We start from the raw sequence: 23,822 nt of genomic DNA, 5'->3' as shown, positions 1-23,822 counted from the left end.
TTCCGTCAGTCGTGCGCGACCACCAGCAGCAGCACCACCGTCAGCCCGCCGCCCGGCGTGGCCTCCACCGCCAGCCGCCCGCCCGCCGCCAGCACCAGGCTGTGCACGGCGGGCCCGACCGGCCCGTCGGCGCGGGCGCCCGCGAGCAGCCACTCCCGCGCCCCGGGCAGCTCGGACGACCCCCGGTCGGCCACCCGGATCTCCACCCGCCCGCGCGGTCGCGCCGCCCCGCTCAACCCGGCCGCCCGCAGGGCCGTCGCGGCCGGGCCCGGTCCGCCCGCCACCTCCGCGCGGACCAGCACCCGCCCGCCGGGCGGGTTGCGCCGGATCGCGTGGTCGACCAGGCCGGCGAGCGCGGCCTCCAGCCGCCGGGCGTCCGCGGCCACCACCGGCAGCCCCGGTGCCAGCCGGGTCGTCACCGCCGCCGCCCGGCCGCCGCCGCGCACCACCTTGCGGACCACCTCGGCCACCTGGACGTGCCGCGCCTGCGGCTCGCAGCCGGCCTGCCGGCCGGTCCACTCGACGCGCTCCAGTTCCGGCCGGGACAACTCCCGGGGCCCGGCCATCTCGCCCGGTCGGAACGGTCCCGGTTCCTCGCCCGCCACCGCGCCGCCGGGCCCGCCCGTGCGGCCGGGGCCACCCGGCCCGCCGAGGGCGCCGAGCGCCCTGGCCCCCGATGCGACATAGCCCCAGAGCTTCCCGCTTGCCATCGCCCTGCCCCTCGCGCATCGCCGGCGGCCGTCATCAGTACCGCGGCCGACCGGCGCGGGCCGCTTCCCAGGCCCTGCTGCCAGCCTGCACCTCACTCGTTCGGGTGACAATCCGGCTCCGGGACGCGAACCGGGCACCACCCCCGCCGGTCGGCCGGCGCCACACCCGCCGACCGGCGGGGCAGTCCCGGCCACCGGCCCGCCGCGGGCCCGCGACGCGGCGCCGTCGGCCCCGGGCCGGGCCTCACGAACTCCCTTCGCCCGCCCGGAGGTCCGCCGCCCGGGCCGGAGCCCGGAGACCCCCCTAGACTGGCCCCATGCCCCGGCTCAACGACCAGGTGCGGGAGCTGCTCCAGGAGTACGCCGACCTGATCAACATCACCGGCGGGGACGCCTTCCGGGCGCGGGCCTACGAGAAGGCCGCCCGCGCGGTGGGCGGCCACTCCGAGGACGTCGCCGGCCTGGACGCCAAGGGCCTGCAGCAGATCCCCGGCGTCGGGAAGTCCACCGCCGAGAAGGTCGCCGAGTACCTCGCCACCGGGCGGATCACCGCCCTGGAGGCCCTGCGCGCCGAAGTCCCGTCCGGGGTCCGGGAGATGACGGCCGTGCCCGGCGTCGGCCCCAAGCGCGCCCTCGCCCTCTACCGCGACCTGGGCATCGCCTCCGTCGACGACCTGGCCGAGGCGGTCCGCTCCGATCGGCTGTCCGGCGTGGCGGGCTTCGGCGAGCGCAGCGGCGAGAAGATCCTGCACGGCATCGAGTTGCTGCGGCGCTCCGGCGGCCGCACGCTGCTCGACGCGGCCACCGAACTGGCCGAGCAGCTCGTCGCCGCGCTGTCCGCCGTGCCCGGCTGCACCCGCTGCGCGTACGCGGGCTCGCTGCGCCGGATGCGCGAGACGGTCGGCGACGTCGACGTGCTGGCGACGGCCGCCGACTCCGCCCCGCTGATGGCCGCGCTCACCGGACTCCCGTACGTGGCCGAGGTGATCGCGAGCGGTCCGACCAAGACCTCGGTGCGCACCACCGGGGGCGTGCAGGTGGACCTGCGGGTCGTCCCGGAGGAGGACTGGGGCGCGGCACTCGTCTACTTCACCGGATCGAAGGCGCACAACATCAGACTGCGCACGATGGCCGTCCGGGCCGGGCTGAAGCTCTCGGAGTACGGCCTGTTCCGGACCGCCCCCGAGGGAGCGGACGGCGAGGGCACAGACGGCGCCAAGGTGGCATCCGCGACCGAGGACGAGGTGTACGCGGCACTCGGCCTGCCGTGGATCGCGCCGCCGCTGCGCGAGGACCGGGGCGAGATCGAGGCCGCCCTGCGCGGTGAACTCCCGGATCTGGTCCAGGAGTCGGACCTTCGCGGCGACCTGCACACGCACACCGACCTGACCGACGGCCTGGCCACCCTGGAGGAGATGATCGACACCGCGGCCGCCCGCGGCTACTCCTACTACGCCGTCACCGACCACGCACCGGACCTGGTGATGCAGCGGATGACGGACGAGAAGGTGCTCGCCCAGCGCGAGCGGCTGCGCCGACTCGCCGACCGCCACCGGAAGCTGCGCCTCCTGCACGGCACCGAGCTGAACATCGGCCCGGACGGCGGGGTGGACTGGCCGCCCGGGTTCCTGGCCGGCTTCGACGTCTGCGTGGCCTCCGTGCACTCGCACTTCGCCGCCGACCGGGCCGCCCAGACCCGCCGGCTGATCCGCGCCTGCGAGAATCCGCACGTGCACGTCATCGGCCACCTCACCACCCGGAGGATCGGCCGCCGCGGCCCGATCGACGTCGACCTGGACGCGGTGTTCGCGGCCGCCGCGCGCACCGGCACCGCGATCGAGATCAACGGTTCCCCGCAGCGGCTCGACCTGCGCGACGAGGACGTCCTGCGGGCGAAGCGGCACGGCGTCCGCTTCGCGATCGACAGCGACGCCCACGCCACCGGGCAGCTCGCCTACCCGCGCTTCGGCATCGGTACGGCGCAGCGCGGCTGGCTCACCGCCGAGGACGTGATCAACACCTGGCCCTGGCAGCGGCTGAAGCGCTTCCTCCGCAAGGACGCCCTGCGCTGAGCGGGCCGCCGGGCACCCGGTGGGCGGCCCCCGGGCACAGGGCCGCCCACCGCATGGTCAGCTCGACACCGCCCCGAGCCCACCCCGCCGCCGCCCGGATGCGGTCCCGAGCCCGCCCCGCCGCCGCCCCGAGGTCACCGCTCCGCGAACGAGGCCCCCGGCGTGGCCAGCACCCGGGCCGCGCTGCGGTGCCCGAGGCCGGCGGCCAGGTGCAGGTCGCCGGCCTCCAGGAAGCCGGCCAGGAATCCCGCCGCGAAGGCGTCCCCGGCGCCGGTGAGGTCGCGCACCTCGCTCACCGGCGGCACGGGCACCGTGAACGGCGCGTCCCCGGGCACGTCGACGGTGGTCGCCTCCGCACCCGCCTTGGTGACCACGGTGGTGGCCGCCAACCGGGCCCGCTCCGGCCCCGGCAGCCCGCCCACCAGCAGGCCCAGGTACTCCGCCTCGGACCGGTTGGCGAACACGAAGGTCGGCGCCAACTCGGCCAGCAGGGCGAGGAAGCGCTCCCGCCCGTACTGCTCCAGCATGCCGGTCGAGGAGGCGTCCACCGAGGTGGTGCCGCCCGCCCGTCGGACCCGCGCCAACGCGTCCACCGCGGAGCGGCCGACCGGATCGCCGTCGAAGGAGTAGGCGGGCACGTGCAGGTGGGTCAGGCCGGCCAGCCACTCGTCCGGCACCCGGTCCAGCAGCTTGGCCGCGCCGCGGTCGGGCAGCATGGTCCGTTCGCCGGTCTGGTCGATCAGGACCACGATGCTGCCGGTCTGGCCGCGCCGGGCGACCCGTACGTCCACGCCGTGCCCGGTCAGCTCGGCGACGATGCCGTCCCCGACCGGGTCGGCGCCGACGCAGCCGATGAACCGGGCCGGGTACTGACCGGCGGCGAAGCTCGCGACGTTCGCCGCGCTGCCGCCGCGCCGCCGGAAGACCTGGGCGCTGGAGTCGGTGCCGTGCCGCAGCGGGCCGTCGACCCAGACGACGATGTCCTCGACGAGGTCGCCGAGCACCCCCAGCACGGGTCAGGCCCCGCTGCGGGCGGCGGCCGCCAGCGCGGTCGCGATCTGGCCGCCGAGCCGGACGTTGCCCCGGTAGACCTCGACGTTGACCTCCAGGCTGCGGCCCTGGGTGTCGCGCTGGATGTGGTCGAGCAGGAACGGCGTGGAGGCGTTGCCGGTGACGCCCTGGCGCTCGGCCTCGGCCCAGGCGCGGGCCAGGATGCCGTCGAGTTCCTCCGGCGGCAGCTGCTTGGCGGGGTCCACCGGGTTGGCGATCAGGACGGCCTGCGGCAGGGCGAGGCGGTCGCGGGCCTCGATGAGCCGCGCGGCCTCCTCGGGCGACTCGACGCTGAAGTTGATCTCGTGGCCGGAGTCGGTGACGTAGAAGCCGGGGTACTTGCGGGTGCGGTAGCCGATGACCGGGATGTTGAAGGTCTCGAAGCGCTCCAGGGTGGCCCGGATGTCCAGGATCGACTTCACGCCCGCGCTGATCACGGTGACCGGCGTGGCGGCCAGGGTGGTCATGTCGGCCGACTCGTCGAAGCTCTCGGAGGCGCCGAAGTGGACGCCGCCGAGGCCGCCGGTGGAGAACACCCGGATGCCCGCCCGGTGGGCGAGGAAGGCGGTGGCGGCGACGGTGGTGCCGCCGTGGCGGCCGAGCGCGGCGACCACCGGCAGGTCGCGCAGGCTCACCTTGTCCAGGCCGTCCGTCGCGGACAGTTCGGTGATCTGCTCGGTGCTCAGACCGACCGTGGGCACGCCCGCGTGCACGCCGATGGTCGCCGGGACGACGCCCGCCTCGCGCAGCTGTCGCTCGGCCTCCAGCGCGACGGCCAGGTTGCGGGGGCGCGGCAGGCCGTGGGTGAAGATGGTCGATTCCAGCGCGACCACGGGCCGGCCGTCGGCCACGGCCTGCGCGACCTCCTCGGAGACGTGGATGGCCCGCGCGGAACGGGTGGCCGACGCGGAGCCGGCGGCTTCGGGGGTGCTGGGGGGCAGTCCGGTCATGGTCGGATCTCTCTGTGAGATGCCACTGCGGTGGGGCAACGTGTCGCTCAGCGTATGGACGGTTCGCATCGGAATCCAGAATGAGTCCTGGGGCTTTCCATAGGCTCGGACCTATGGGTTGGCTTAGGCTTGAGCCATGGGCTTCACCTTGCGTCAGCTTGAGGTCTTCCTCACCGTCGCCGAAACGCTGCACTTCGGACGGGCCGCCGAACGGCTGCACATCTCCCAGCCGACGGTCAGCCAGGAGGTCGCCCGGTTGGAGCGGACCGTCGGTGTCGAGCTGTTCGACCGCAGCCGCCGCTCGGTGGCACTGACCGAGGCCGGCGAGGTGATGGCCGCCGAGAGCGCCCGGCTGCTCGGGCAGGCCGAGACGCTGCTGGCCCGGGTGCGGCTGCACGAGGAGTCCCGGCTGGGGACGGCCCGGATCGTCGCCTCCCCCAGCGTGGTGAACCGGCTGCTGCCCGCCGTGGTCAGCCGCGCCGAACAGGAGCTGCCCGCGCTCACCACCGCCGAGGTCGCCGTCGACACCGGCCAGGTCTCCACCGCGCTGGCCGCCGAACTCGCCGACATCGGCCTCGGCCGCTTCCTCGACGAGGTGGCCGGCTACCGGCTGGAGCGGATCGCCGACGAGCCGGTGCGGGTCGCCCTCGGCCGGGACCACCCGCTGGCCGGCCGGACGAGCGTGCGCCTCGGCGAACTGCGCGACCTGCCGCTGCTGCTGTGGCCGCGCGAGCAGCACCCGCGCTACTACGACCACGTGCTCGGCCTGTGCGCGGACCACGGCGTCGACCCGCCGGTCCTGGTCAGCCCGCCGCGGATCGTCGGCTCCCGGCTCTACCTGCTCGCCCGCAACCGCGCGTTCTCGCTGGTGCCCGGCTCGATGACCGGCCACCTCACCGAGGACGTGGCCACCGTCCGACTGGACGGCCGGGCCACCCTGCCGCTGGAGATGCAGTGGCGGCTGGACGACCGCCGGCCCCGGCTGGCCACCCTGCGCGACCTGATCCGCCAGGAGGCGGCGGCCCTGGAGGTCGACTAGGGCTTTGCCGGGCCCGCGCCGCCGGGCACCCGAAGCGCCCCCGGCGAATCCTTGACGCTGGCATGCCACCGCCGAAAGGATGCCCGGACCGCCCACCCGGCCCGCGGCAGCGCCCGCCGGCCGCCCGACCCCTGGGGACCAGCCTTGGCCGTCCGCCCGCTGCTTCGCCGCGCCGCCCGCCTCCTCGGCGCCGCCGCCCTGACCCTCGCCGGCACCCTCACCGCCGCCGCCCCCGCCCACGCCGACTTCGGCACCGACTACCACGACCCGGTCACCGCCACCCGGCCGCTCACCCGCCCCGACACCCGCTCCTGCACCGTCGAGGTGATGCACGACCAGCAGTTCCGCAACGGGTACGGCAACCCGCCCGACACCCCGTACACCACCACCCTCACCCCGCCCGCCGACTGCGCCGGGCCCTGGTCGGCGGTGGTCCTGGACCTCCACGGGCAGGTCGCCGGGCGGCAGTTCGACCGCATCTTCAGCGCCCGCGTCGGCGGCGTCCAGGTGCTGCTCTCCTCCACCCCCGAGCCGTCCAAGGACGGCATCGAATGGAAGCTCGAACGCGATCTCACCCGCTACGCCCCGCTGTTCGCCGCCGGCCCGCAGCCGTTCTCCCTCGACCTCGCCAACGTCACCGACGCCACCTACACCGGCGTCTTCACCATCAGCGCCAGTGTCACCTTCTACACCGCGAACGACCACTGGCCCGCCGCCCGCGCCGCCGACCGCCTGCTCACCACCGGGCCGTTCGCGCTCACCCAGGCCGCCCCCGCCGCCACCCGCGAGCTCACCTTCCCGCAGAACCTCGAACGCCTCACCGCCGAGGTCTACACCCGGGGCGGCGGCGCCTGCGAGGAGTTCGCCTACGCCTCCGCGCCCGACGCCTTCGTCAGCGCCAACCCCGGCCTCGGCTCCTGCGGCAAGGGCCCGTTCCGCGAACTGCGGCTCACCGTCGACGGGCGGACGGCCGGCGCGGTCTGGCCCTACCCCGTCATCTACACCGGCGGGTGGGATCCGCTGCTCTGGCGGCCCGTCCCCGGCGTCTTCGCCTTCGACCTGCCCGCCTACCGGCTCGACCTCACCCCCTACGTCGGACTGCTGCTCGACGGCCGCCCGCACACCGTCGGCATCGCGGTGAACGCCACCGAGGCGCAGAACAACGACACCTGGACCGGCCAGGTCAACCTCTTCGCCGACGTCGACCACGGCACCGCCCGCACCACCGGGCAGCTCACCGACCACCGGGTCGCCCCCGAGGCCGCCGTCGACACCCGGCTCACCGACCACGGCGGCGGCAGCGGCGACTGGACCGTCACCGCAGGCCGGCACGACCTCGCCCGCGGCTGGGTCCAGACCTCGCACGGCCGGATCACCACCGAGGTCCGCGACGACCTCGCCTTCCGCTCCACCCAGCAGCTGCGCGACAGCGGCAACGACGTGACCCTGCACAACCGCACCGACCTCACCCGCACCACCGCCACCTGGGGCGGCGGCCCGCACCGCACCACCACCGTGCGCGAGGGCGAACCGCTGGACGTCACCTACCGCGTCACCCACGACGCCGCCGGCAACACCGACCAGCGGACCGCCATGGACCTCGGCTACCACCGCGAGGCCACCACGGCCACCGGCGGCCACGTCACCGAGCGTTCGACCGTCGACCACACCCTGCGCCCCACCGCCCGCCGCCACGACGGCGACTCCACCGTCCGCACCGGCACCAGCACCGAGGACTACCGCAGCACCGGGCCCGACGGGCCGTACCACCGCACGCTCTCCTTCGTCGACGGCTGGCCGAAGCCGTAACACCGCCCCGAATCTCCCGACTTGCGAAATCCATCCGATTTCGGGCGGTTGACCCCTGGTGCACACGGCGTGGGAAGCGCATGATGGGAGGTGGACCTGCGAGGCAGCTGAAGGAGTTCGACCGCAGGAGGCAGTGGTGACAGATCGAGACGGATCAGGGTCTGCCACTGGCACTACCTCGGTCGACGATCGAACTGCCGGCCGGAGGACACGATGTCCGGAGGCCACCCCCGCCTCGTAGGTTCCCCGCGTCCACGGAGCGCCCCCTCGGCTCCGTGGACGCGTCCGTCGCGGCAGGGCCCGTCACTGCGGCGCCCGTGACCGCGGGGCCCATCGCCGCGGCACCCGTCACTGCGGCACCGGGTAGCCCGCCTCCCAGGCGTGAACGGCGATGCCGACCCGGCTCTCCCCGTCCGCCGCCGAGGCGGCCCGGCGGGAAGTTCACGTCACGGCCCCGGCGCGGTTCACCGACGCGCGGTGAGGCTGGCGGCCATGAACGCTTCCAGTGGACATCTCCCCGTCAGCCGGCGCGGGATCCTGGCCGGTGCCACCGGTCTCGGTCTCGGCGCCGTCTCCCTCTCCGGCATCGCGGCCACGCCCGCCGCCGCCTCTCCGCTGCTGCTGGAGCGGCCGGACCGCTCCGGCGCCCCGCGCGTCGCCGGGCTGCACCTCCAGTTCGGCTCGGACGCCTCGCGCGAGGTCGTGGTCTCCTGGCACACCACCGCCTCGGTCGGCAACCCCCGTGTCCGGTACGGCACTTCGCACGGCGGCTTGGGCCGCAGCGTGCAGGCCGACACCAGCACCTACCGGGACGCCAAGTCCGGCACCGAAGTCCAGATCCACCACGCCCGGCTGAGCGGCCTGCACCCCGACACGGACTACGTGTACGCCGCCGTCCACGACGGTGCCACCCCGGAGCTCGGCACCGTCCGCACCGCCCCGCGCGGCCGGGCCGCCTTCACCTTCACCAGCTTCGGCGACCAGGGCACCCCCACCCTCGGCAAGAAGACCGCGAACGGCTACGCCAACGACAACCTGGGCAGCCCCGCCGCCGGCGACACCACCGCCGGAGTCGAGCGGATCGCCCCGCTGTTCCACCTCGTCAACGGGGACCTCTGCTACGCCAACCTCGCCACCGACCGGGTCCGCACCTGGTCCGACTGGTTCGAGAACAACACCCGCTCGGCCCGCCACCGCCCCTGGATGCCCGCCGCCGGCAACCACGAGAACGAGCGCGGCAACGGCCCGACCGGCTACGGCGCCTACCAGGCCTACTTCGACCTCCCCCCGTCCGGCTCCGACGACGAACTGCACGGCCTCTGGTACGCGTTCACCGCCGGCGCGGTCCGCGTCATCAGCCTCAACAACGACGACGTCGCCTACCAGGACGCCGGCGACTCCTACGTCCACGGCTACTCCGGAGGCGCCCAGCAGCGCTGGCTGGAGCGGGAGTTGGCCGCCGCCAACGCGAACCCCGAGATCGACTGGATCGTGGTCTGCATGCACCAGGTCGTCATCTCCACCGCCGACAAGTTCAACGGCGCCGACCTCGGCATCCGCGAGACCTGGGTGCCGCTGTTCGACAAGTACGGCGTCGACCTGGTGGTCTGCGGCCACGAGCACCACTACGAGCGCTCGCACCCGATCCGCGGCCAGCAGCAGACCGACACCCGCACCCCCATCCCGGTCGCCACCGACACCGCCACCATCGACACCACCCGGGGCACCGTCCACCTGGTGATCGGCGGCGGCGGCACCTCCGCCCCCTCCAACCACCTCTTCTTCGAGCCCGCCAAGGCCCGCGTCATCACCGGCGTCGGAGCCGTCGACCCGGCCACCGGCAAGCGGCCCCCGCAGTACGTGATCGAGGACGCCCCCTGGTCCGCCTTCCGGGACGCCGAAAACCCGTACGGCTTCGCCGCCTTCGAGGTCGACCCGGGCGAGCGCGGCGGCCGGACCACCATCGACGTCACGTACTACTCCGTCAGCGGCCCGTACGGAGACCTCGTCCCCGTCGACCGCTTCACCCTCACCCGCCCGCGCGGCGCCCGCGGCGGCGGCCGGGGACGCTGACCCCGGGCGCCCGGGGCGGTGGCGCCGGCCCGGACCGGCGCCACCGCCCCGGCAGCGCGCTCACCCCCCGACAGGCGCGGTACCGTTCCTCCGCGCGCCCGAACGCACCGAGCGCACCGAACGCCTGAACCCCCGAACGCCCTGGAGGCCCGCCCGATGCCCGTCGACCGCCCCGCCGACGGCACCGGGAACGCCGACCGCCCCGACTACGGCCGACTCGCCGCCGTCGGCCCGTACTTCGCGCTCGACACCCCCGCCACGCCCGGCGCGGGGCCGCCCCCGGGCTTCCGGCCGCTGCCCGAGCTGTACGGCGCCGGGCCGGACGCGCCGCTGGCCCGGCGGATCCGGGTGGTGGCGCAGCGGCTCGGCACCGCCGAGCCCCGGGTCGCCGCGTCGATCCTGCATCTCGGACTGGCCGCCCGTTTCTGGTCGGTGGGCCTCGGGGCGGCCGTCCTGCTGGGTACGGTCCCGACACTGGAGCACGCCTGGGTACGGATCCCGGATCAGGGGCCGCTCGACCTCTGGGCACCGCCGGAGCCCCCGCTCCCCGCTCCGTTCCCCACTTCGCTCCCGCTCGCCGACCAGCTGTACGAGGCCGTCCTGGTGGGCCAGTTGGAGCCGCTGGCGGCGGCGGTGCGGTCCGCCGTCCCGCTCTCCGCCCGGCTGCTGTCGGGCAACGCCGCCTCCGCCCTGGCCGGTACGCTGCGGGTCCTGGACGCCCACGCACCGGTCCCCGCAAGGGCGTTGGTGGCGGAGCTGCTCGCGCGCCCGCCGCTGGCCGGTACCGGGACGCTGCGGACCGGCCCGCGCGGCGCCGCCTTCCGGCGGACCAGCTGCTGCCTGTACTACCGGGTGGGGCCGGGCGCCGGGGTCTGCGGCGACTGCTGCTTCACCCGGCCGCCCGCGCCAAGACGGGGCTGATACATCCAGGAGTGGAGGTCATGTCCGGACCACCTCCCGGTTCGCCGCCGCCGACGGCACCGCCGCCCGCCCCACCACCGGGCCTCCGGGCCTCCGGTCACCCGTCATCCGTCCCCCGTTCGTCCGCCAGCTGGAGGTGCCCCCGTACCAGGTGGTGCACGCAGGCGACGGTGTGCACCTCGGCGGCGGCCCGGGCCCCGGCCGCGTCGCCGGCCAGGACGGCGACCAGGATCTCCCGGTGCTGCTCGGCGAACCGTTCCTGGTCGGGGCCGTGCGGTGCGGGCAGCCAGAGCAGCGGCCCGAGTTCGGCCTGGAGCCGGACGGCGAGCCGGGTGAGGCGCACGGACTGGGCGGCGACGGCGAGTTCGATGTGGAAGCGGGCGTCGGCGCGGCGCTGTTCGGCGGGCCCGGCGGCGTCGCGCAGGTCGTGCACCAGCCGGGTGAGCCGGGGTGCGAGGTCGACGGGGGCGCGTTCGGCGGCGAGCCGGGCGGCGGTGCCGGAGACGGCCAGTTCCTCGTCGCCGAGGTCACGCAGGTCGACGGTGGCGAGGTCGCGCAACCGGGCGAGTTGGAGGCGTTCGGGGCCCTCGCCGGGCGTGCGGACGAAGCTGCCGCCGTTGCGGCCGCGCCGGGTCTCGATCAGGTCGGCCTCGCGGAGCAGGGCGAGCGCCTCGCGGACGGTGCCGTTGGCGACGCCGAGCTGGTCGGCGAGGTCGTTCTCGCTGGGCAGTTGATCCCCGTCGGCGACCAGGCCGAGAGCGATCGCCTCGGTGATCCGGCGGGCCACGGCATCGGCGCGGCCGAGGTCGGTCAGCGGCGCGAGGACGGCGCTGAGCAGCGGGGTCGCGCTCCCGATCGTCGCCACGCCGACCCTCTCCTCGATCACCGTCGGACTGGGTGCTTCCGGCAGGGTACCTCCCGGTCGGGCACGCACCCTTGCCGCTAGAAACCCGATCTCGTATGTTTTCCCGCGATCCCGGTCCGAGCACCACCCCCGGTAAGCCCTCACGCGTCACGCCACGTTCCCAGGAGCAGGAGCAGGTCATGACCGATGCCAGCGCACGTGCCACCTCCCCGACCGGCCCCCTCCCCCCTCAGGGCCCCGACCTCGGCGCCGATGCCGACGCCGCACGGCTGGCCGCCCTCGGCTACGCCTCCGAGTTCAAACGCGACATGAGCCTCTGGGCGAACTTCTCCCTCGGCTTCACCTACCTCTCCCCGGTCGTCGGCGTGTACACACTCTTCGCCTCCTCCCTCGCGACCGCCGGCCCGCCGATGGTGTGGAGCTTCCTGATCGCCGGGGTCGGCCAGTTGCTGGTGGCACTGGTGTTCAGCGAGGTGGTCGCCCAGTTCCCGGTGGCGGGCGGGGTGTACCCGTGGTCGCGCCGGCTCTGGGGCCGCACCTGGGGCTGGCTGACCGGCTGGGTGTACCTGCTGGCGCTGATGTCCACCATCGCGGCGGTCTCCTACGGCGCCGGCCCGTACGTGGCCGCGCTGCTGGGCGTCGAACCGAGCACCGCGACGACCGTCTGGTGCGCGCTCGGCCTGCTGCTGCTCGCCACCGTGATCAACCTGGGCGGCACCAAGGTGCTGTCGGCGGCGGCCGTGTTCGGCTTCGCCGCCGAGCTGCTGGGCGCCCTGGCGGTCGGCGCCTGGCTGCTGCTGACCCACCGCTACCACGGGCTCGGTGTGGTCTTCGACCGCTTCGGCGCGGGCGGCGGCGGCTCGTACACCGACGCCTTCCTGGCCGCCGGGCTGATCGCGGTCTTCCTCTTCTTCGGCTTCGAGGCGTGCGGCGACGTCGCCGAGGAGGTGCCGAACCCCGGTCGACAGATCCCCAAGTCGATGCGGCGCACCCTCTACGTCGGCGGCGCGGCGGCGATCGGCGTCAGCCTGGCGCTGGTGATGTCGATCCAGGACATCGGCGCGGTGGTCTCCGGCGACGACAAGGACCCGGTGGCCTCGGTGCTGCACGACGCGTTCGGCGCCACCGGCGCCCGGGTGGTGATCGGCGTGGTGCTGATCTCCTTCCTGTCCTGCGTGCTGAGCCTCCAGGCGGCGGCGAGCCGGCTGGCGTACTCCTTCGCCCGGGACCGGATGATCGCGGGCAGCCGGCTGCTCGCCACCGTCTCGGACCGCCTGCGGGTACCGCCGTACGCGCTGCTGCTCGCTGCGGCAGTGCCGGGCGTGATCATCGTCGGCGCCTCGGCGCTCTCCGAGGGCGCCCTGACGAAGATCATCTCCTTCTCCAGCATCGGCATCTACCTGGCCTTCCAGATGGTGGTGCTGGCCGCTCTGCGCGCCCGGCTGCGCGGCTGGCGCCCGAGCGGGGACTTCCGGCTCGGCCGCTGGGGCCTGGCGGTGAACATCGGCGCGCTGGTGTACGGGCTCGCCGCGATCGTCAACATCTGCTGGGGCCGCACCCCGGACGCCGCCTGGTACGACGACTACCTCGTGCTGCTCTCGGCCGTGGCGGTGCTCGCGGCCGGCGGGCTCTACCTGCTGCTGGCCCGCCCGCACCTGCGCGGCGACGCCCCGTCCGGCGACGCGACGGCCCCCGCCGGGGACGCCCGATGACCCTCACCCCTGGAGGAATCCCCGTCGCCGCCCTCGACCGCCTCCCGGACGACGGGCACCCCGAAGGCGCGTCATGAGCCCGGAGCCATGAGCCCGGAGTCACGGAACCCGGAGTCACAGAGCTTGAGTCACGGAACCGGAGCCGCGAAACCGGCCCGCGTCCGGCTTGTCCAGAGCCGGGCGCGGGCCGCCGGTCCCCACCCGGTGCCGATGCCCTCAGCGGCGGGTGAAGCACTCGCGTGCGGTGCGGTCAGACCGCGACCGCCTCCGCCATCTCCCCCTCGGCCTCCACCGGGCTCTCCACCGCCCGGCGCCCGCGCCCCTCGTAGAGCGCGGCGGCCACCAGCGCGGCCCCGCCCAGCAGCAGCCAGACCACCAGGGTCACGACGTGCCCGCCGAGGCCCGCGCCGCCGTCGAAGTACAGGATGCTGCGCGCGCCCTCCAGGAAGCCGGCGCCGGTCCAGAAGCCGTGCAGCGCGCCGAAGAAGCCGTTCTGCAGCTCGGGCCGGAAGACGCCGCCGGAGCTGGTGAAGTTCAGCATCACGAACAGCACCATCATGGCCAGGGTGGTCCACCTCTTCAGGAAGCTGTGCAGGCCGATGCCGATCAGGACGACGCCCGCCGAGTAGAGCCACCCGAGCGCCCACACCGCGGCCAGGTCGTGGTCGACCACGTGGAAGACCGGTCCGGCGGTGACGATCCCGATCACGCTCACCACCAGCGACACCGCCACGCCGACCAGCGCCCGGATCCGCATGCTCAGCCCGGCGCCGGCCGCGCCGATCACGGCGACGCTGGCGTAGGAGCCGATGCTCAGCGCGACCAGCAGGAAGAACAGGCCCTGGCCGGTCGGGTCGCCCTCGGCCGGGGTGGTGAGGTCGGTGACGTGCAACGGCACGCCCTGCCGGTCGGTGACGTTGGTGAACACCGCCGTGGCGGCCACCGCCGAGGTGTCCGAGTTCCCCTTGGCGACGAGCAGTTCGGGGCTCCTGGCATCCGGGAGGAAGGCCCCCACCAGGTCGCGGTCGCGCAGCTGCTGCTCGGCGATCGCCCGGTCGGGCAGGGTGCGGACGTCGACCGCCGCCCCGGCCTTGGCCTGGATCGCCTGCGCCAGGCCCTGCGCCTGCGGGGTGGTGCCGACCACGGCGACCTTCAGGTGGTGCGGCTCGGGCTGGTGGAAGGCGCCCTGGTAGGCGAGCGCCATGCCGAGGCACATCAGCAGCGGGGTGATCAGGTGGAGGGCGAGGTGCTTGAGCGAGTGCCCCAGGGCGGGCGCTGCGGCAGGGGTCTGGGGTGTGCTCATGGCGTTCGTACCGTCCTCCGGTGGCGTCTAGTCAAGACAGGTGGCAAATGCAACCATGAGAGGTGCTGAATGCACCCACATCGGGTGGTAAATGCAACTATCTTGGATGTAGCTTACAACTATCTGACGCCGATCGAAAGCCGGCCGCCCCAGCAGGGGACACGGCCGAGCGCTCAGGACAGCTCGAACACGCCGTACGAGAAGCCGTCCGCCCGCAGTTCCCCGTCCGCCACCCGCACGCCCCGCACCTCCAGCGGGCGCACCCCGTCGTGCTCCAGCCGCACCGTCCCCGGCTCCCGGCGCGGGTTCACCGCCACCAGGTACCGTCCGGCCCGGGTGTACACCAGCGGGTACCCGGCGTGCCGGACCTCCACCCCGCCGGAAGCGCCCAGCCCCGGATGCGCCCGGCGCAGCGCGATCAACCGCCGGACGGTGTGCAGCAGCGAGGTCGGGTCGGCCCGCTGGGAGAGCACGTCCGGGCGCCGCGGGTCCGGGTCGACGGGCAGGTAGAGGCGCTCGGGCGGCGCGCTGGAGAAACCCGCCGTCGGCCCGGGCTCCCACTGCATCGGGGTCCGCGAGCCGGCCCGGTTGTACCGCGGGCCGAGCACGCTGCCCTCGACGTCGGGCAGTCCGGGCAGGTAGCGCATGCCGATCTCGTCGCCGTAGTAGACGGCCGGCAGGGTGGGCCAGGTGAGCAGGAACGCGAAGGCGGCGGCCAGTTGCCCGTCGGTGCGCGGGCCGGTGGCCAGCCGGGAGAAGTCGTGGTTGGCGGTGGGCAGGGCGATGTGGCCGACGCCCCCGGTCGCTTCGGCGGCGGCGCGCCAGGCGTCCAGGAACACCTGCGGGGTGCCGCGCCCCTCGGCCTCGAAGTAGCACGGGCCCTGCTGCCAGAACTCCTCGACCGTGCCGGCGCCGTTGTTCCACAGCGAGCGCAACGCCAGGCCGTGGTCGGCACCGCCGAACTGCAGGAAGAAGTCCGCGTGGAAGCCCGCCGCGACGGCGGCCGCCGGATCGCCCCACTCGGCGAACAGCGCGGCCCGCGGGTGGGCGCGGTCCAGCCAGTCCCGCAACCCGGTCCACAGCTTGGCGGTCTCCACCAGGCCCGGGTCGTCCTTGACCAGCGAGGAGGCCATGTCGACCCGGAAGCCGGCCAGGCCGAGGCCGAGCCAGTGCGCCATGATGTCGCGCAGGGCCGCCCGGTTGGCGCGCGGGCCCTCGGCGTCCACCGGCTGGCGCCACGGCTCCTCGGAACTCGGGCGCGCGTAGCCGAAGTTGAGCGCGGGCTGGCAGTCGAAGAAGTTCGGCCGGTACCAGCCGGGTCGGCTACCGGGCGAGGCGACGAAGCCGTCCACCCGCTGGTCGGACCAGATGTACCGGTGGTCGGACGGGTCCTCGGCGGCGGCCAGGAACCAGGGGTGGCGGTCGGAGGTGTGGCCGGCGACCAGGTCGAGCAGGATCCGGATGCCCTTGCGGCGGGCGGCCTCGACCAGCGTGACCAGGTCCTCGGTGGCGCCGTAGCGCGGGGCCGGGGCGAGGTAGTCGGCGACGTCGTAACCGGCGTCGCGGAACGGGGAGGCGAAGCAGGGGTTGAGCCAGACGGTGTCGACGCCGAGCCAGGCGAGGTGGTCGAGGTGCGCGGCGATGCCGGCGAAGTCGCCGATGCCGTCGCCGTCGGAGTCCGCGAAGCTCTGCGGGTAGATCTGGTACAGGACGGCGTCGGCCAGCCAGTCGGGGCCGGGGCGGGGCGGGGTCATGGGGTGGGTCCTCCTGCCGGATCCGGGGGCCGGGGCCAGGGCTGGGGCCGGGGCCGGGGCTGGGGAGCACGATTCTCGCCCATCCCCGGCCGTGCCGACAGCCCGCCGACGGCCGTCCCGACAACTCGCCGGCCGACCGCCCCGGCACCCCGCCGCCCGTCGGCCCCTCAGGCCCGCGCCACCGCGCACGCCGCGGTGAACGCCCGGGCCCGCCGGGTGATCTCCGCCCAGTCCCCCGCCGCGACCGCGTCCGGCGGCACCACGTCCGTGCCCGCGCAGACCGCGAGCGCGCCGTGCGCCAGGAAGTCGGCGGCGTTGCCCGCGTTCACCCCGCCGGAGGCCACCAGCGGGACGTCCGGGTACGGGCCGCGCAGGTCCTTGAAGTAGCCGGGGCCGAACGCCCGGGCCGGGAAGATCTTCACGGCGGCGGCCCCGAGGTCCACCGCCCGGGCCACCTCGGTCGGGGTGAGCGCCCCGAGCACCACCGGTACCCCGGCGGCCCGGGCGGCCTGCGCGACCTCGGGCCGGCAGCCGGGGGTGACCAGGAAGGACGCCCCGCTCGCGACCCCGCGCTCGGCCTGCTCGGCGGTCAGCACGGTGCCCACGCCGACCCGCCAGCCCGCGTCCGCGGCACGCCGCAGGTGCGTCGTCACCTCCGGTGTGGTGTAGGTGAATTCGGTCCAGTTGATGCCGCCGTCGGCGAGCGCGGCGCACAGCGCGGCCGCGTCCGGGATGCGGGGCGCGCGGACCACGGCGATCACCGGGTCGTCCCGCAGGTCGGCGAGGGGGTTCACGGAGGGGGGATTCACAGGGATCTGGTTCCTCGGTCGGTGCGGCGCAGGGCGCGCCCGGGCCGGGCGCCCGTGGTGCGGCCCTGCCGGACGACGGCGGTGCCGTTGACGTACACGTGCTGGACGCCCTCGGCGGGCAGCCGGGGGTCCTCGAAGGTGGCGGCGTCCCGGACCTTCTCGGGGTCGAGGAGCACCAGGTCGGCGTGGTGGCCGGGGGCGATCAGGCCGCGCCGGTGCAGCCCGAGCCGGGCGGCGGGCCGACCGGTCATCCGGGCGATCGCCTCCTCCAGTGTCAGCACGCCCAACTCCCGGCTGTAGTGGGCGAGGTAGCGGGGGAAGGTGCCCCAGGCACGCGGGTGCGGCCGGGCGCCGACCAGCAGTCCGTCGCTGCCGACGGTGTGCGCCGGGTGGCGCATGATCGCCCGGACGTTCTCCTCGTGCCCGACGTGCTGGAGGATCGTGGTGGCCAGTTCGTCGCGGCGCAGCAGGTCGAGGAAGACCTCCGTGCCGCTGCGGCCCCGCTCGGCGGCGAGTTCGGCGACGGTCCGGCCGACCGCCCGCGCCAGCTCGGCCGTCCGGACGCCGGAGATCTGGATCGTCGCCCAGTCGGTGACGACGCCATGGCAGCCGTCGCTGCCCTTCTCCTCCACCTCGTACCGGATCCGCTCGCGGGCGGCCGGGTCGGCGAGCCGGGTGAGTGTCGCCGCCGGACCGCCCTCGGTGGCCCAACTGGGCAACAGGGCGGCCAGGGTGGTGGATCCCGGCAGGTAGGGGTAGCTGTCCAGGGTGAGGTCGACGCCGTCGGCGAGCGCCTGGTCGACCAGTTCCAGCAGTTCGCCGGCCCGGCCCCGGTTGACGCCGAAGTTCATCGTGGCGTGGGTCAGGTGCAGCGCGCAGCCGGTCCGCCGGGCGATCTCCACCATTTCCGCGTAGCCCTCCAACGCACCCTCACCATAAGAGCGTTGGTGCGGGGCGTGGAAGCCGCCGTAGGCCGCTACCACGGTGCACAGCTCGACCAGCTCGGAGGTGTCCGCGTACATCCCGGGGGTGTAGCTGAGGCCGCTGGACATGCCGACCGCGCCGTCCAGCAGGCCCTGCGCCAACTCCTGGCGCATCCGGTCGAGTTCGGCCGGGGTGGGCGGCCGGTTGGCCCAGCCCATGGCGAGCATCCGCAGCGAGCCGTGCGGGACGAGGTAGCAGGCGTTGACGGCGACGCCGGTGCGGTCGATCCGGTCCAGGTAGCCCGCGACGCCGCGCCAGTCCCAGTCGAAGTCCTCCGGATCGCCGTTCCAGCCGGCCAGTTGGCGACGCAGCGCGGGCAGGGTGGTGTCGTCCACCGGGGCGTAGGACAGGCCGTCCTGGCCGAGGACCTCGCAGGTGACGCCCTGGGTGACCTTGGCCGGGTGCTCGGGTTCGAGCAGCAGGGCGAGGTCGGAGTGGGCGTGCATGTCGATGAAGCCGGGGGCGAGGACCAGCCCGTCGGCGTCCACCACCGTCGGCGCGTCGAGGCCGTGGCCGATCCCGGTGATCAGCCCGTCGGCGATCCGCACGTCCGCCCGGTAGCGGTCCGCGCCGGTGCCGTCGACGACGGTGGCGCCCCGGAAGACGGTGTCGGGCGCTCTGCCGCCCGCCATCAGAAGAACGTCCTGACCAGCCCGGTGACCTTCGGCTCGGCCGCGTCGGCGGAGTCCAGCACCGGGATCGCGGTCCACTTGTCGAAGGCCGTGCACGGGTGGGAGACGCCGAGCCGCAGCACCGCGCCAATCGGGGCGAGGTCGCCCGCGTCGCGCAGGAAGGCGTGCTGGTCGTTGAGTGCGGTGATCCGGGCCGCGGTGCCGGTCAACTCTGCGCCGCCGCGCACGCGTTGCGGCTCGGGCAGGCCCTCGTCGAAGGGCAGGTCGCGCTTGCCGGCGTCCAGCAGGGCCAGTTGCGGCTCGGGCCGGGACACCACCCGGGCCCAGCCGTGCAGCGCGCTGCGGAACGGCGTGTCGCCGGCGCCCCGGACCAGTGGCGAGATGCCCCGGTAGAAGCCGTCGTCGTGGGCGATGTACGCGCCCGAGCGCAGGACCACGAGGGCGTCCGGCAGGCCTGCCAGTTCCTCGACGACCAGGTCGAAGTAGGCGCTGCCGCCGGCCGTCACGATCGGCCGGGCGTCGTCCGGGTAGGCGCGGGCGAGCCGGCCGTGCAGGTCGGCGAGCGCCTTGAGGTAGTCACGGACGGTGGCCAGCCCGTCGGCGGTGGCGTCGTGGGCGAGCGCACCCTCGTAGCCGCCGACGCCCGCGAGGCGCAGGGTGGGGGCGCGCAGCACGGCGGCGGCGATCTCGACGGCCGCGTCCACGCCGCGGGCGCCGGTGCGCCCGCCGGGGCCGCCGAGTTCGACCAGGACCTCGACGGGCCGCTGGGCCCCGGCGGCGCGCAGCGCCTCGTCCATCAGCCGGACGCTCTCGGTGGAGTCCACCCAGGAGACGAAGGCGAACGCCGGGTCGGCGGCCAGTTCGGCGGCGAGCCAGGCCAGTCCGGCCGGGTCGAGCAGGGTGTTGGCGAGCAGGATCCGCTCGACTCCGAAGGCCCGGGCGACGCGCACCTGCGGCAGGTTGGCGAGGGTGATGCCGTGGCTGCCGGTGGCGAGCTGCGCCTGCCACAGGGCGGGCGCCATGGTGGTCTTGCCGTGCGGCACGAGCGCGACCCCGGCCTTGGCGCACCAGTCGGCCATGGTGCGGAGGTTGTGGTCGAGCGCGGCACCGTCCAGGGTGAGCAGCGGGGTGCCGAGCCCGGTGAGGGTGGGTCCGGTGGCCAGCCAGTCGCGGACGGAGTGCCCCCAAGCCTCCGGCGGGGCGGCCTTGAACCGCCAGTCGAGCGTCTCGTCGGCGAGGGCCGCCACCGCGCCGTCGTCGATGCCCGGCCCGGTGCCGATGCTTGCGAAGGTCTGCTCCACCGTCTTCCTCCATCTGCCGTGTTGCAACATGTGCAATGAGGGTTGCACATGTTGGCATGACGGTTCTAGCATCGGCGCCGGATCACGGTCAACGGAACGGCCGCCGCAGACGGAGGAGCCCAGCAGATGCCGCGACAGGACACCCCGGGCCCGGCCCGCCCCGGTCCTTCCCCGACGGCCGTGTGCGTGGGCGAGTCCATGGCGGTGCTGCTGCCGGACCGGCCGGGCCCGCTGGAGGCGGTGGAGAACTTCCGGTTGTCGGTCGGCGGCGCGGAGTCCAACGTGGCCGGCGCGCTGGCCGCGCTCGGCGTCCCGACCGCCTGGATCAGCCGGGTCGGCGACGACGGCTTCGGCCGCCGGCTGCTCGCCGAGGTCGCCGCCCGCGGCGTGGACGTCTCGGCGGTCGCCGTCGACCCGCACCGCCCCACCGGCCTGTACCTCAAGGAGGTCGGCGGCGCCACCGGCCACCACCACGACCTCGGCCCCGGCCGCAGCCGGCTGCACTACCACCGGCGCGGCTCCGCGGCCGCCGCGCTCTCCCCCGCCCTGCTGGCCGACCCGGCGGCCGTCCGGCTGCTGTCCGGCGCCCGCCTGCTGCACCTGTCCGGCATCACCGCCGCGCTCTCCGACGACTGCCTGGCGCTGCTGCGCGCCCTGCTCGCCGACCGCCGCCCGGAGCGGACCGTCAGCTTCGACCTCAACTGGCGCCCCGCGCTCTGGCACGACCGCGACCCGGCCGTCCTGCCGCCGCTGCTGGACGCCGCCGACCTGCTGCTGATCGGCGCCGACGAGGCCGAGGCCGCGTTCGGCACCGGGGAACCGGCCGCGCTGCGCCGCCGCTTCGCCTCCCCCGCCACCGTGGTGGTCAAGGACGCCGCCCGGCTGGTCACCGCCCTGGAGCGGGACGGCACGGCGGTGAGCGAACCGGCCCTGGCCGTCGAGGTGGTCGAGGCCACCGGCGCGGGCGACGCCTTCGCCGCCGGCTACCTGGCCGGCACCGTCCGCGGCCTGGACCAGCGCCGCCGGCTGCGACTCGGCCACCTGAGCGCCGCCTGCGCGCTGACCGCCCACGGCGACCAGGCCGAACTGCCGCCCGCCGCCGTGGTGGCCGCGCTGCTCGACGCCTCGCCCGCCGACTGGGCCGCCACCCGGGTCTCGGTGGAGGGCATCACCGGCCCGGCCGTCCCCGCGGACCGGTCCCGCGACACCCGGCGGGCCCGGGCACAATGAGCACGAACCCGAGCCCGAACGACCCCGGCGGAGCACGATGAGCCAGACCGTCACCCGCGCCCTGCGCCTGCTCGCCGAACTCGGCGAGGGCGAGCGCTCCCTCGACCAGCTGGCCGAGGTGCTCGGCGTCCACAAGACGACCGTGCTCCGACTGCTCCAGAGCCTGGAGGAGGAACGGTTCGTCTACCGTGACGCCGCCTACCGCTACCACCTGGGCGCCGGCCTGTTCGCCCTCTCCGGCCTCGCCCTGGAACAGCGCGGCGTCCGCCGGATCGCCGCCCCGCACCTGGCCGAGCTGAACGCCACCACCGGCCAGACCGTGCATCTGGCCGCGTACGAGGGCGGCGAGGTCGTCTACATCGACAAGTTCGACTCCCGGCACCCGGTCAGGATGTACTCCCGGATCGGCCTGCGCGCCGCCCTGCACAGCGCCGCCGTCTCCAAGGTGCTGCTGGCCGACCTGCCGCTGCCCGAACGCCGCCGGGTGGCCGCCGGGATCGACTTCACCCCGCACACCCCCCGCACCCTCAGCACGCCCGAGGCGCTGCTCGCCGAGCTGGAGAAGGTCGCCGTCCAGGGCTGGGCGCAGGACCACGCCGAGCACGAGGCGTTCATCAACTGCGTGGCCGCACCGATCCGGGACGCCAGCGGCCGGGTCGTCGCCGCCGCGTCCATCTCGGTGCCGGACGTCGTCCTGCCCTACGAGCAGGTGCTGGACCTCCTCCCGCAGCTGCTCGCCACCACCCGCGCCATCTCGGCCGACTGCGGCCGCCCGGACCACAACTGATCAACCGTCAGACCGTAAGGAACCCCATGAACGAGCAGCACCCGACCAGCGGCAAGACCGAGGTCCGCACCGACGGCGCCCCCGCCCCCGCCTGGATGTTCTCCCAGGGCGTCCGCAAGGGCCCGATCCTCCAGGTCTCCGGCCAGGGCCCGCAGGACCCGGCGACCGGCGAGTACCTGTACCACGGCGACGTGAAGGCGCAGACCCGGCGCACGCTGGAGAACGTCAAGGCGATCGTCGAGGCCGGCGGGGCCACCATCGAGGACGTGGTGATGTTCCGGGTCTACCTCACCAAGCGGGCGGACTTCCCGCTGATGAACGAGGTGTACGCCGAGTTCATCGACGAGAACATCAAGCCCGGCGGCGTGAAGCCCTGCCGCACCACGATCTTCGTCGAGCTGCCGCAGGAGCCGATGCTGGTCGAGATCGACGCCCAGGCCGTCGTCGCCTGAGACACCGTCGAGCGGCCTGACCACCGCAAGGGCCCGGACGCGCACCAGGCGTCCGGGCCCTCCGCCGCCCCCTCGCTCACCGCCCCGCGGGCACGCCCTGCTCGGCCGGGGCGCCCGAGCGCGCCACGACCCGCCCCTCGCCCGCCGCGCCGCGCCGGTCCAGCGCCGCCGCGAACACCGTCACACCGAGGGCGACCGCGGTGAGCAGCCCGCCCACCCAGTTCGGCGCGTCGTAGCCGAGGCCGCCGGAGATGACCAGCCCGCCGAGCCAGGCGGCCAGCGCGTTGCCCAGGTTGAACGCGGCGATGTTGGCGGCCGAGGCCAGCGTCGGCGCGCCCGCCGCCTGGTCCATGACCCGCTTCTGCAGCGGCGCGACGGTCGCGAAGCCGAACAGCCCGATCAGCGGGATGAGGACGATCGCGGCCGGCTTGCTGTGCGCGGCGAAGGTGAAGGCGAACAGCAGCACCGCGAGCACCGCGAGGATCACGGTGAGGCTGCGCATCAGCGCGCGGTCGGCGAACCAGCCGCCCAGCAGGTTGCCGACGAACAGGCCGACGCCGAACAGGAAGAGCAGCCAGGTGACGCTGCTCGGGGCGAAGCCGGCCAGTTCGGTCATCATCGGCGTGATGTAGGTGAACATCGCGAAGATGCCGCCCCAGCCGAGCACGGTCATGGCGAGCGCGAGCCAGAGCCGCAGGGTCCGGAAGGCGGCCAGTTCGGGGCCGAGCCGGGCGGCGCCCGCCCTCGGCTGGACGGGCACCAGCGCCGCGATCCCGGCGAGGCCGAGCAGGCCGAGCCCGGCGACGACGTAGAACGTGGAGCGCCAGCCGAAGTGCTGGCCGAGCAGGGTGCCCATCGGGACGCCCAGCACGTTGGCGGCGGTGAGGCCGGTGAACATCAGGGCGATGGCGCCGGCCCGCTTGTGCGGGGCGACCAGGTCGGCGGCGACGACCGAGCCGATGCCGAAGAACGCGCCGTGCGCGAAGGCGCTGACGATCCGCCCGATCATCAGCAGCCCGAAGGCGGGGGCGACGGCCGCGATCAGGTTGCCCACCACGAACAGGCCCATCAGCGTCAGCAGCATGCCCTTGCGGGGGGCCCGGGTGCCGAGGATGGTGAGCAGCGGGCCGCCGACCACGACGCCGAGCGCGTAGCCGGAGATCAGCAGACCGGCAGTGGGGATGGAGACCGAGAAGTCGCCGGCGACCTCGGGCAGCAGGCCCATGATCACGAACTCGGTGGTGCCGATACCGAAGGCGCTGATCGCCAGCGCCAGGAGCGCGAGGGGCATGAGGGACCGCTTTCCAGAGAGAACCGTTGCGCATGCAACTACCAGCGTCGACAATACGAGACACCCGCAGGTACTTGC

19 protein-coding genes are annotated in these 23,822 nt (G+C 74.6%); 9 read left to right on the top strand and 10 right to left on the bottom strand.

Annotation, left to right across the window (positions count from 1 at the left end):
* Nucleotides 1-5: 5 nt before the first annotated feature.
* Entirely contained in the window at nt 6-710 is a 705-nt protein-coding gene (locus AB0O19_RS19250) for a hypothetical protein (protein ID WP_363620888.1), read from the bottom strand.
* A gap of 317 nt (nt 711-1,027) precedes the next feature.
* Here AB0O19_RS19250 and polX point away from each other — a divergent pair, with 317 nt between their 5' ends.
* Nucleotides 1,028-2,782: a DNA polymerase/3'-5' exonuclease PolX gene (gene polX / locus AB0O19_RS19245; protein ID WP_363620886.1), complete on the top strand. Its 1,755-nt coding sequence runs from the start codon at nt 1,028-1,030 to the stop codon at nt 2,780-2,782.
* Between the two features lie 134 nt (nt 2,783-2,916).
* Here the strand turns inward: polX and AB0O19_RS19240 are convergent, their stop codons facing one another.
* Together AB0O19_RS19240 and AB0O19_RS19235 are read right to left on the bottom strand one after the other, a co-directional pair.
* Nucleotides 2,917-3,795, bottom strand: a complete 879-nt coding sequence (locus AB0O19_RS19240) for a PfkB family carbohydrate kinase (protein ID WP_363620884.1) — start codon at nt 3,793-3,795, stop codon at nt 2,917-2,919.
* 3 nt (nt 3,796-3,798) lie between these two features.
* The gene (locus AB0O19_RS19235) at nt 3,799-4,782 is read right to left on the bottom strand and encodes a pseudouridine-5'-phosphate glycosidase (protein WP_363620882.1); all 984 of its coding nucleotides are present in this window, start codon (nt 4,780-4,782) and stop codon (nt 3,799-3,801) included.
* A gap of 136 nt (nt 4,783-4,918) precedes the next feature.
* Between AB0O19_RS19235 and AB0O19_RS19230 the strand changes: the two genes are divergently transcribed.
* From AB0O19_RS19230 to AB0O19_RS19215, 4 genes are all read left to right on the top strand, one after another.
* Nucleotides 4,919-5,821, top strand: a complete 903-nt coding sequence (locus AB0O19_RS19230; RefSeq protein ID WP_363620880.1) for a LysR family transcriptional regulator — start codon at nt 4,919-4,921, stop codon at nt 5,819-5,821.
* Between the two features lie 144 nt (nt 5,822-5,965).
* Complete coding sequence (locus AB0O19_RS19225; RefSeq protein ID WP_363620878.1) at nt 5,966-7,630, top strand: peptide-N4-asparagine amidase; 1,665 nt, start codon at nt 5,966-5,968, stop codon at nt 7,628-7,630.
* A 492-nt stretch (nt 7,631-8,122) separates the two neighbouring features.
* A complete protein-coding gene (locus AB0O19_RS19220; RefSeq protein WP_363620876.1) occupies nt 8,123-9,703 on the top strand; it encodes a metallophosphoesterase family protein in 1,581 nt (526 codons plus the stop codon).
* Between the two features lie 156 nt (nt 9,704-9,859).
* A complete protein-coding gene (locus AB0O19_RS19215; RefSeq protein WP_363620874.1) occupies nt 9,860-10,624 on the top strand; it encodes a (2Fe-2S)-binding protein in 765 nt (254 codons plus the stop codon).
* 97 nt (nt 10,625-10,721) lie between these two features.
* On the opposite strand, the gene AB0O19_RS19210 is transcribed toward AB0O19_RS19215, so the two are convergent.
* Nucleotides 10,722-11,489: an FCD domain-containing protein gene (locus AB0O19_RS19210; RefSeq protein ID WP_363620872.1), complete on the bottom strand. Its 768-nt coding sequence runs from the start codon at nt 11,487-11,489 to the stop codon at nt 10,722-10,724.
* A gap of 179 nt (nt 11,490-11,668) precedes the next feature.
* On the opposite strand from AB0O19_RS19210, the gene AB0O19_RS19205 reads away from it, so the two are divergent.
* Nucleotides 11,669-13,201 carry an amino acid permease gene (locus tag AB0O19_RS19205; RefSeq protein WP_363620870.1) on the top strand — a complete coding sequence of 511 codons (1,533 nt, stop codon included), beginning with the start codon at nt 11,669-11,671 and terminating at the stop codon, nt 13,199-13,201.
* 250 nt (nt 13,202-13,451) lie between these two features.
* Here the strand turns inward: AB0O19_RS19205 and AB0O19_RS19200 are convergent, their stop codons facing one another.
* From AB0O19_RS19200 to AB0O19_RS19180, 5 genes are all read right to left on the bottom strand, one after another.
* A complete protein-coding gene (locus tag AB0O19_RS19200) occupies nt 13,452-14,504 on the bottom strand; it encodes a hypothetical protein (RefSeq protein ID WP_363620868.1) in 1,053 nt (350 codons plus the stop codon).
* 173 nt (nt 14,505-14,677) lie between these two features.
* The gene (locus AB0O19_RS19195) at nt 14,678-16,258 is read right to left on the bottom strand and encodes an alpha-amylase family glycosyl hydrolase (RefSeq protein WP_363620866.1); all 1,581 of its coding nucleotides are present in this window, start codon (nt 16,256-16,258) and stop codon (nt 14,678-14,680) included.
* Between the two features lie 167 nt (nt 16,259-16,425).
* A complete protein-coding gene (locus AB0O19_RS19190) occupies nt 16,426-17,067 on the bottom strand; it encodes a bifunctional 4-hydroxy-2-oxoglutarate aldolase/2-dehydro-3-deoxy-phosphogluconate aldolase (RefSeq protein WP_208869124.1) in 642 nt (213 codons plus the stop codon).
* The gene (locus tag AB0O19_RS19185; RefSeq protein WP_363620864.1) at nt 17,064-18,683 is read right to left on the bottom strand and encodes a D-aminoacylase; all 1,620 of its coding nucleotides are present in this window, start codon (nt 18,681-18,683) and stop codon (nt 17,064-17,066) included. The genes AB0O19_RS19190 and AB0O19_RS19185 overlap by 4 nt, the downstream gene beginning before the upstream one ends.
* A complete protein-coding gene (locus AB0O19_RS19180; protein WP_363620862.1) occupies nt 18,683-19,984 on the bottom strand; it encodes an alanine racemase in 1,302 nt (433 codons plus the stop codon). Before AB0O19_RS19180 ends, AB0O19_RS19185 begins: the two co-directional genes overlap by 1 nt.
* A gap of 126 nt (nt 19,985-20,110) precedes the next feature.
* Between AB0O19_RS19180 and AB0O19_RS19175 the strand changes: the two genes are divergently transcribed.
* Genes AB0O19_RS19175 through AB0O19_RS19165 form a run of 3 tightly spaced genes read left to right on the top strand, consistent with a single transcriptional unit; the run spans nt 20,111 to nt 22,453 of the window.
* Nucleotides 20,111-21,214 (top strand): sugar kinase, encoded by a 1,104-nt coding sequence (locus AB0O19_RS19175; protein WP_363585284.1) that lies wholly within the window; start codon nt 20,111-20,113, stop codon nt 21,212-21,214.
* 37 nt (nt 21,215-21,251) lie between these two features.
* The gene (locus AB0O19_RS19170) at nt 21,252-22,001 is read left to right on the top strand and encodes an IclR family transcriptional regulator (RefSeq protein WP_063350228.1); all 750 of its coding nucleotides are present in this window, start codon (nt 21,252-21,254) and stop codon (nt 21,999-22,001) included.
* 26 nt (nt 22,002-22,027) lie between these two features.
* Nucleotides 22,028-22,453: a RidA family protein gene (locus AB0O19_RS19165; RefSeq protein ID WP_363585285.1), complete on the top strand. Its 426-nt coding sequence runs from the start codon at nt 22,028-22,030 to the stop codon at nt 22,451-22,453.
* A 76-nt stretch (nt 22,454-22,529) separates the two neighbouring features.
* On the opposite strand, the gene AB0O19_RS19160 is transcribed toward AB0O19_RS19165, so the two are convergent.
* The gene (locus AB0O19_RS19160; protein ID WP_363620860.1) at nt 22,530-23,744 is read right to left on the bottom strand and encodes an MFS transporter; all 1,215 of its coding nucleotides are present in this window, start codon (nt 23,742-23,744) and stop codon (nt 22,530-22,532) included.
* Nucleotides 23,745-23,822 lie beyond the last annotated feature (78 nt).

Source organism: Kitasatospora sp. NPDC091276, assembly GCF_040684355.1.
GTDB lineage: Bacteria > Actinomycetota > Actinomycetes > Streptomycetales > Streptomycetaceae > Kitasatospora.
The sequence above is the reverse complement of the archived record's forward strand: the minus strand, read 5'-3'. Positions and strand labels throughout refer to the sequence as shown.

Excerpts from the sequence above, each read along its gene's own strand:
- AB0O19_RS19170 (WP_063350228.1), top strand. The coding sequence starts at position 21,252 with ATGAGCCAGACCGTCACCCGCGCCCTGCGCCTGCTCGCCGAACTCGGC.
- AB0O19_RS19160 (WP_363620860.1), bottom strand. The coding sequence starts at position 23,744 with ATGCCCCTCGCGCTCCTGGCGCTGGCGATCAGCGCCTTCGGTATCGGC.
- AB0O19_RS19165 (WP_363585285.1), top strand. The coding sequence starts at position 22,028 with ATGAACGAGCAGCACCCGACCAGCGGCAAGACCGAGGTCCGCACCGAC.
- AB0O19_RS19220 (WP_363620876.1), top strand. The coding sequence starts at position 8,123 with ATGAACGCTTCCAGTGGACATCTCCCCGTCAGCCGGCGCGGGATCCTG.
- polX (WP_363620886.1), top strand. The coding sequence starts at position 1,028 with ATGCCCCGGCTCAACGACCAGGTGCGGGAGCTGCTCCAGGAGTACGCC.
- AB0O19_RS19175 (WP_363585284.1), top strand. The coding sequence starts at position 20,111 with ATGCCGCGACAGGACACCCCGGGCCCGGCCCGCCCCGGTCCTTCCCCG.
- AB0O19_RS19215 (WP_363620874.1), top strand. The coding sequence starts at position 9,860 with ATGCCCGTCGACCGCCCCGCCGACGGCACCGGGAACGCCGACCGCCCC.
- AB0O19_RS19195 (WP_363620866.1), bottom strand. The coding sequence starts at position 16,258 with ATGACCCCGCCCCGCCCCGGCCCCGACTGGCTGGCCGACGCCGTCCTG.
- AB0O19_RS19230 (WP_363620880.1), top strand. The coding sequence starts at position 4,919 with ATGGGCTTCACCTTGCGTCAGCTTGAGGTCTTCCTCACCGTCGCCGAA.
- AB0O19_RS19200 (WP_363620868.1), bottom strand. The coding sequence starts at position 14,504 with ATGAGCACACCCCAGACCCCTGCCGCAGCGCCCGCCCTGGGGCACTCG.
- AB0O19_RS19185 (WP_363620864.1), bottom strand. The coding sequence starts at position 18,683 with ATGGCGGGCGGCAGAGCGCCCGACACCGTCTTCCGGGGCGCCACCGTC.
- AB0O19_RS19205 (WP_363620870.1), top strand. The coding sequence starts at position 11,669 with ATGACCGATGCCAGCGCACGTGCCACCTCCCCGACCGGCCCCCTCCCC.
- AB0O19_RS19250 (WP_363620888.1), bottom strand. The coding sequence starts at position 710 with ATGGCAAGCGGGAAGCTCTGGGGCTATGTCGCATCGGGGGCCAGGGCG.
- AB0O19_RS19235 (WP_363620882.1), bottom strand. The coding sequence starts at position 4,782 with ATGACCGGACTGCCCCCCAGCACCCCCGAAGCCGCCGGCTCCGCGTCG.